Here is an 8,039-nt window from a genome sequence, read left to right on the forward strand (position 1 = left end):
TGAACTGACCATATGCAGACCAGTTTTAAAATAGGCATAGAAAATGCAACGAAACGTATATCTGATAATTATTCAAATACGAGACATTTCCTATGCAAATGAAACATCTGATTATATTCGCGCTAGTTGGCATGGTAGCCTTACTTGGCTTTAACCTTATTAATGGTAGTCAACGTGACAAAAATAGAGAAGCGCTCGTCAGTAGCGTAACATCTGAGCATAGTGATATCAGCGCAGAAATACCTGAGACTCATATCGAAGCAAGCAGCTCTGATGCTATCACTAGCAAGCCTTTGGGTGAGCAGCCTAAAGCCATCCTTGACAGTGCCACGACTCAAATAGATCAAGCTCAACAAGCAGAACAGAAAAATCTAGAAGAGATGGACAACACTGCACAGTAGCCAGTGCTTATTAAGCAAGTACCACGCATTTATATGAATAGTGAGACATAAAAAAAGGCTAACGATGACGTTAGCCTTTTTTATTTCGAGCGTCTAACCAAAACTAGCCTTTCTTATTAGCGCCTTTACTACGACTGCTACTTCTCTTGGCTGGGCTCTTTTTAGCGGGTGATTTTTTTGTCTGATTCATTTCACTAGATTGCAGTTTGGCTTTTAAATCAAAGTCAATTTGCAGCAGATCCATGTTCACGCCAGCAACTTTGACCTTAACCGAATCACCAAGTCCAAACAAAGTACCTTTGTCTTTACCAATCAGTTGTTGCTGCTGTTCATCATAGACGAAGAAATCATCGCCGACGTTTGAGATATGGACCAAACCATCGATATATAAGTCAGTCAATGTCACAAATAGACCGAAGCTAGTAACGGTAGTCACCACACCTTCGAACTCTTCGCCGACATGGTCTTTCATGTAATGACATTTGAGCCAAGACTCTACATAGCGAGAGGCCTTTTCTGCACGGCGTTCTGTATCTGACGTTTGCGTACCAGCACCTTCAAGAGAAAAGTCCATGGCAGGCTGTTGGCTATTAGTCACTTTTGCTTTAATAGCACGATGCAGCATCAGATCAGGATAACGACGAATAGGGGACGTAAAGTGGCTATATTCGTCATATGCTAGACCAAAGTGACCGATATTGTCAGGTGCATAATTTGCTTGCATCATCGAACGCAATAGCATGCTATGGATACTAATCGCATCGGGTCTGTCTTTAGTCGCTTCAATAATGCGCTGATAATCCGCTTGCGTTGGATTCTCTTCTGGGAACGACAGGCCAAAGTTCTTTGCATATTCATGAATACGCATTGATTTTTCACCATCAGGCTTATCATGGTTACGATACAAGACAGGCAGTTCATGCTTTAGCGCAAAGTTCGCTGCACAGGTATTGGCCAGTAGCATACACTCTTCGATAAGCTTCTGAGAATCACCACGAGTACGTGGCAGAATAGCCTCGATGCCGCCTTTTTCGTTGAACTTGATATAGGTTTCAACGGTTTCAAATTCCATCGCATGACGTTCTTCACGTTTTTTAAGCAGTAGCTCATAAAGCTGATGTAACGTGTCGACAGATTTTTTAACGTCTTTATTACCTGTTAATGATTCAGGCAAGCGCTTATCAGTCGGATTTACCAGATAATCATTTACTTGATTATAGGTTAAACGTGCTTGTGAATGCATGACGGCAGGATAAAACTCATACCCAGTAACCTTGCCAGCGCGTGATATCTTAATATCAGCAACCATACACAGACGATCAAGATTAGGGTTCAATGAACACAGACCATTAGAAAGCACTTCTGGCAACATCGGAATCACGCGATGCGGGAAGTATACTGAGGTACCACGCTCGTAAGCATCTTGGTCAAGTGCTGAATTTGGCGTTACATAATAACTGACATCAGCAATCGCTACTAAAACGCGATAGTTACCACCAGATCGTTTTTCAGCGAATACAGCATCATCAAAATCACGTGCATCTTCACCATCGATCGTGACAAGTGGTAAATGACGTAAGTCTGTGCGACCTTTAATGTCTTTTTCAGTTGGCTCTTGATAGCCATCAGCTTGTTTGAGTGTGGCTTCACTGAAGTCTGACGGGATGTCATAATTAAGTAGCGTGGTTTCAATAATCAGTTCACGATCATTGTCATCAGACAGGAGTTCCGTGATTTTACCAGTAGCAAACTCATGCTGGTTTGGCCAATCGATAATATCGACTTTGACAGGAGAGCCTTGCTTGGCATTAAATGCTTGTACATTGTCCTCAGTGACCGTAATCGGCTGATGATTATTTGGACTGCCAAGCTCGACACAGTAGCCATCGTCATCACGAGCTAATGTGCCAATAAAGTTGTTTTGGCGACGTTCAACGACATCGACAATACGCCCTTCGGTACGGCCACGATTGTCTGTTGAAGTACCGACTGCTTCGACGGTGTCTCCGTTAAATACCCAACGCATTTGCTTTTCATGCAAGAACAAATCTGGCATATCACTCAAAAGCACAAAACCAAAACCTTTAGGATGCGCAGACACTGTACCAGTGACGACATCTTGCTGAGTCACTGTGCGATAGCGATAAGGACGACCGTCGCGGTTTACTTGTCCATCACGCGCCATTGCTTTTAGGCGATTGCCCAAAGCATCAAACTGGTTCGGATCATCAATATTAAAGGCTTTTGCCAATTGCTGATGAGTGACTTCGCCATGCTCAGTAATCGTGCTAAGTATCAGCTCACGACTAGGGATGGGATTGTCATATCTTTTTGCCTCGCTTGAGGCGTTTGGATCATTCCAACTCATAAATTACCGTATCTATTTTTAAAATTATTAATAGGGGCTATCTTAACACGAACAACGTGGCAATATCTTGCGTCAATTGTCTTATGTGTGTTCAGTAGCAAGGAGTTGTTACTTTCAATTAGTAACAACTATTGTGATAAATCAAATATCAACATCGACCTTACTTGATTTATTGGCTATCTTTTTGCTGTCAATTTCTTTTGAGACTTCTAGCACAGTTGTTTGATTAGACTTGTCGAGGTATTTTTGTGCTTTATCTACTTCAGTAGTCAAGGTATTGACCGTTTGTTTCATGTTCTCTAACGCTTCAATCTTATAATTGCTAATCATATCCATCGTATCATAGACATTATTAAAAGCGTTTTGCAGTTTATCAAGCTCGATACTGCTGCTAGTGGCTTGTTCATGAATTTCACCCGACTGACGTTTTAGCATCGCTGAGGTTGATTCAATCAAGCTACTGGTGGTTTTATTCAACGCAGTGATTTGATCAAGTACCAGTTTCTGATTGGTCATTGCTTGAGCAACAACGACAGCCGTACGTAATGCTGACACAGTCGTTGTTGTAGCACGATCTACGCCTTTGATTAGCTCTAAATTATTACGACGAATGGTATCAAGCGCCAAATAACCTTGTACATTGACAGCCAATTGGGTCAAGAAATCTGTATTTTTTTGACGCACATAGAACAGCATTTCTTCTTTGATAATGCGAGCTTTTTCAGGGTCAGTTGCTTCTATTGCATAGACTTTTTGCTCTAGCTGCTCGTCAATTTTTTTGCCGACATAGACATACTGACGAATAGACTGCATCAACTCCCACATATTGACTTTTTCTTGCTCAATCATCGCATTGTCTTTGAGCAGCTCGTCTTTGCCATTATAAAGACTGGTCACCACTGCATTGATATGTGATTGTGCTGATTCGTACTGGCGAAAGTAGTCTTGCACTTTGTTACCAAAAGGTATGAGACCGAACAGCTTGCGTGAGCTGGTCAGTTCTTTTTTACTCGGATCTAAATCTTCTACGATACCGCGCAATTCAGTCAATGACTTGGCAATAGGGGAGTTGTCAAACAAGCTATCATTGAGACTTTTCGCTGGCAAATCCAACATACGGTTAGATACTTGTGCCGATTCACGAATCTCTTTCGTACCCAAGTTATGAATAGACTGCACGTTTTGTCTAAACTCATCGCTATGCACAGAGTTAGTAAGAACGTGATCTACAAAAGCGTCAACTTTGGCATCGAGCTCTGGAATCTGGCTTTCATCCAACTTGACCATCTGATCTGCTTCACTTTTCTGTATTTCTTTCACAGGTTCAGGCGGCGTCAAAGAAATACTTGGAGTTGTTGCGTTTTCTGGTGGAGTCAATTCTTGCATGAAGTTTCCTATAATATCTGAAATGGACAGTATTTTTGGTCAATAGCTACAAAAGACGGTAATCGTAAAACACGTTAACAGTAAATGGATGTTTTTATACACTCGATTATAATTATTCGAATGATATAAATGTGGTACAGCAGACCTTTAGATTAACTGGTAATGAAAAGGTTGAGAAGATAGATTTTGTAAAGTAGCGTCGACTTATTATATTAAAAAATGGCTATTTACAGGCCTAAATATTAAAAAACCATCAATATCCCGCAGCATATTGATGGTTAAGATTACAAGTATCTACATCGACTAACAGCCACAACTAAAACAATCTGAAAAACAGATTATTTTTTCTTAGTTGGCCCAAGCAGCATACCCATTTGACGACCTTCCATCTTAGGGTACTGCTCGACGTTTGAGATATCAGCGGTATCTTCAATAATACGATCAAGTTGTTTACGACCGATATCTTGGTGCGCCATTTCACGTCCGCGGAAACGGATGCTAATTTTAACTTTGTCTTGATCTTCCAAGAAGCTAACGATTTTTCTCAGTTTAACCTGATAATCGGCTTCTTCGGTACTTGGACGTAGCTTCATCTCTTTGAGCTGAGTCTGTTTTTGGTTTTTCTTAGCTTCTTTTGCCTTTTGCTTTTGATCATAGAGGAAATGCTTATAATCCATGATCTTACATACTGGCGGTTTAGCTTCAGGAACTAATTCAACCAAATCTAGACTGTCTTCACGTGCCGCTTTCATCGCGGTGTCGATATCGACCACGCCCATTTGTTCGCCGTCTTCTTTAACCAGACGGACTTCTTTGGCACTGATATCTTCGTTGATGTTCAAACGGTTCGACTGTTTAATAGGTATTACTCCTCATCTGTTTTTGGGGTCTGTCGGCCTTTCTCAGCGACAGCGGTCTGTACTAATGTAATAAATTCAGAAACACTCATCACGCCAAGGTTCTCACCTTCACGCGTACGGACGTTGACACTGCCCGATTCGACTTCTTTATCCCCTAATACTAGCATATAGGGAATACGTTCTAATGTTTTCTCTCGTATCTTAAATCCAATCTTTTCGTTACGCAAGTCACTAATAGCTCGCAAACCTGCATTTTTTAGTTCGCTGACGACGTTTTCACAAGCTTCGCCTTGTTTATCGGTGATATTCATGACGACTACTTGCTGTGGTGCTAGCCATACTGGCATCCAACCGGCATAGTTTTCAATCAATATACCAATGAAACGTTCGAATGAACCTAATATAGCACGGTGCAACATAACAGGTACTTCGCGCTCATTCTGCTCATTGACAAATTCAGCATCTAAACGCTCAGGCATGTTTGGATCAACCTGAATAGTACCGCACTGCCATACACGACCTAATGAGTCTTTTAGACTGAATTCAATCTTTGGACCGTAGAATGCGCCTTCGCCTGGTAAATAATCCCAGTCAAGACCTGAGCTATCGAGCGCATCTGACAAGGCTTTTTCTGCAAAATCCCATGACTCATCACTACCAACACGTTTTTCAGGACGAGTTGAGAGTTTCATAATAATGCTATCGAAACCAAAGTCTTCATAGACCGCAAGCGTTAGCTTGATAAAGTCAGCCACTTCTTGCTGAATTTGCGCTTGAGTACAGAAGATATGTGCATCATCTTGAGTAAAGCCACGAACACGCATCAAGCCATGTAATGAACCTGATGGCTCGTTACGATGACAAGAACCAAATTCTGCCATACGCAAAGGCAGGTCACGGTAAGACTTTAGGCCTTGGTTAAATACTTGCACATGGCAAGGGCAGTTCATCGGTTTTACGGCATAATCACGGTTTTCACTAGAGGTCGTAAACATATTGGTGGCATAGTTGCCCCAATGTCCAGAACGCTCCCACAAGCTACGATCCACGATTTGTGGGGTTTTGATTTCTTCATAGCCATTATCATGTTGCACTTTACGCATATATTGCTCAAGCACTTGATAAATTGTCCAACCATTTGCATGCCAGAACACCATACCAGGTGCTTGCTCTTGCATATGAAACAGATTCAACGCTTTACCAATTTTACGATGGTCACGTTTTTCTGCTTCTTCAATACGCTGAATATAAGCTTTTAGCTGTTTCTTATCTGCCCAAGCAGTACCATAAATACGTTGCAACTGCTCGTTTTTCGCATCACCGCGCCAATAGGCACCAGACATTTTAGTCAGTTTAAATACTTTTAGGAATCGTGTGTTTGGCACGTGTGGGCCACGGCACATATCCACATATTCTTGATGATGATAAAGACCGAAGGCTTCTTCACCTGGCATATCGTTGATTAACTTGAGCTTATAATCTTCGTTACGTGACTCAAATATCTCAATGGCTTCTGCACGTGGTGTCATCTTTTTAACAACGTCATAATCTTGCTTGATCAGCTGCATCATGCGCTTTTCAATCGCTTCCATATGCTCAGGGGTAAAAGGCGTCTCACTATAGATGTCATAATAAAAGCCGTCTTCGATTACTGGACCGATGACCATCTTCACATCAGGGTACAGCTGCTTGACCGCATGACCTAACAAATGCGCACATGAATGACGGATAATATCAACACCGTCGTCGTCTTTTGGCGTCACGATTTCGACTTTAGCATCAGCAATGATAGGATCATGCGCATCTACCAACTGCCCATCTACACGTCCAGCAACTGTTGCTTTCGCTAGTCCTGTTCCTATACTTTGCGCCACTTCCATGACCGTAGTATTGCCTTCGAAGTTTTTTACGCTACCATCGGGTAAAGTAATCGCTACCATAATCTATTCACCTTTTTGGGTCCATTGGCAGTGATGATTGCAACCATCAATCATATAACCGTGAGACCACGTCAATTATATCTAACTACTATGATATGTTGTAAGAGATAAGCACAACTTAATAGCACTATCTTTTACCTTGATATAGCATGATGATTAAGCGCCATTTAACAAGCTATAATCAACGCTATATAAGGTGAAACGAACTACCTTCTCGTACGATAAAGCAGAACGGCTATTAAGCAATGTCATAAAAGCAACTATTATAGCAAAAACTGCCTATCAACACTAGATAGTAAGGGGTTAGGTCTGCTTCTATATATAGGTACACTTTGTACCAATATCAATAGTGATGAATATAGGTAGCGTTAAATATCAGATCAATGACTATAGTAAGTTCATAGTGAGAGACTAGATAGTAGAAATGAGCCTTCCAACCACATAAAACAGCCGTAAAAAGACTTTTTTAGAATATCGTTTAAGTATCTTAATTCCTAACCCATTGAAAAGAATAGATTATTAAATATACTGTTAAGTTAGTCAAGAAACCTTTGGCAAAGCAGTTGACACAGCTCTTAAACTCTATATAATACGCCCCTCAACAGGGAGAACTGGCAGTAATTAGGAGATAATTACTTAATTAAAACCCAGTTAACTCATTGAAACGAATTAAAAAAGAAGTTGACAGACTATTAAAACATGATATGATAGTCAGCTCGCTAAATAGGATAAGCCACATTGGCTGGGAATAGTTAGTTAGAAATACTAACACTGGACGACAGTGATTAGGCATTATTTAAAAGCATAACTAAAGAACAACTTGTGTGGATTTTTGCTGATTCAGAATGTTAAAAAATAAAGTTGGTTGACTATCTTTTCGATAGGATTCTAACTATAAAAATTATCATTTAAGACAGCAGAAAAACTCAAAGTTAATTCATTACGAACATAATTTTTAGCGATTTTGCCAGATTAGATGAGCCAAGTTTAGAAGCTTCTTTAAAGAGCTTCATAGCAAGATTAAACTGAAGAGTTTGATCATGGCTCAGATTGAACGCTGGCGGCAGGCTTAACACATGCAAGT

The 8,039-nt window shown here is 40.7% G+C and carries 5 protein-coding genes; 1 reads left to right on the forward strand and 4 read right to left on the reverse strand.

The window, feature by feature from the left end; all coding sequences use genetic code 11:
- The first annotated feature begins 92 nt into the window (after positions 1-92).
- Complete coding sequence (locus AAEY75_RS05730) at positions 93-401, forward strand: hypothetical protein (RefSeq protein ID WP_197099426.1); 309 nt, start codon at positions 93-95, stop codon at positions 399-401.
- A 103-nt stretch (positions 402-504) separates the two neighbouring features.
- Here the strand turns inward: AAEY75_RS05730 and rnr are convergent, their stop codons facing one another.
- From rnr to thrS, 4 genes are all read right to left on the reverse strand, one after another.
- Positions 505-2,769 (reverse strand): ribonuclease R, encoded by a 2,265-nt coding sequence (gene rnr / locus AAEY75_RS05735; RefSeq protein WP_352258996.1) that lies wholly within the window; start codon positions 2,767-2,769, stop codon positions 505-507.
- Between the two features lie 141 nt (positions 2,770-2,910).
- Complete coding sequence (locus AAEY75_RS05740) at positions 2,911-4,155, reverse strand: toxic anion resistance protein (protein ID WP_352258998.1); 1,245 nt, start codon at positions 4,153-4,155, stop codon at positions 2,911-2,913.
- Between the two features lie 338 nt (positions 4,156-4,493).
- Positions 4,494-4,997 carry a translation initiation factor IF-3 gene (gene infC / locus AAEY75_RS05745; protein WP_010197324.1) on the reverse strand — a complete coding sequence of 168 codons (504 nt, stop codon included), beginning with the start codon at positions 4,995-4,997 and terminating at the stop codon, positions 4,494-4,496.
- 23 nt (positions 4,998-5,020) lie between these two features.
- Positions 5,021-6,955 (reverse strand): threonine--tRNA ligase, encoded by a 1,935-nt coding sequence (gene thrS / locus AAEY75_RS05750; protein WP_110924416.1) that lies wholly within the window; start codon positions 6,953-6,955, stop codon positions 5,021-5,023.
- Positions 6,956-8,039: the final 1,084 nt, after the last annotated feature.

The organism is Psychrobacter sp. TB55-MNA-CIBAN-0194 (assembly GCF_040309505.1).
Classification (GTDB): domain Bacteria; phylum Pseudomonadota; class Gammaproteobacteria; order Pseudomonadales; family Moraxellaceae; genus Psychrobacter; species Psychrobacter fozii.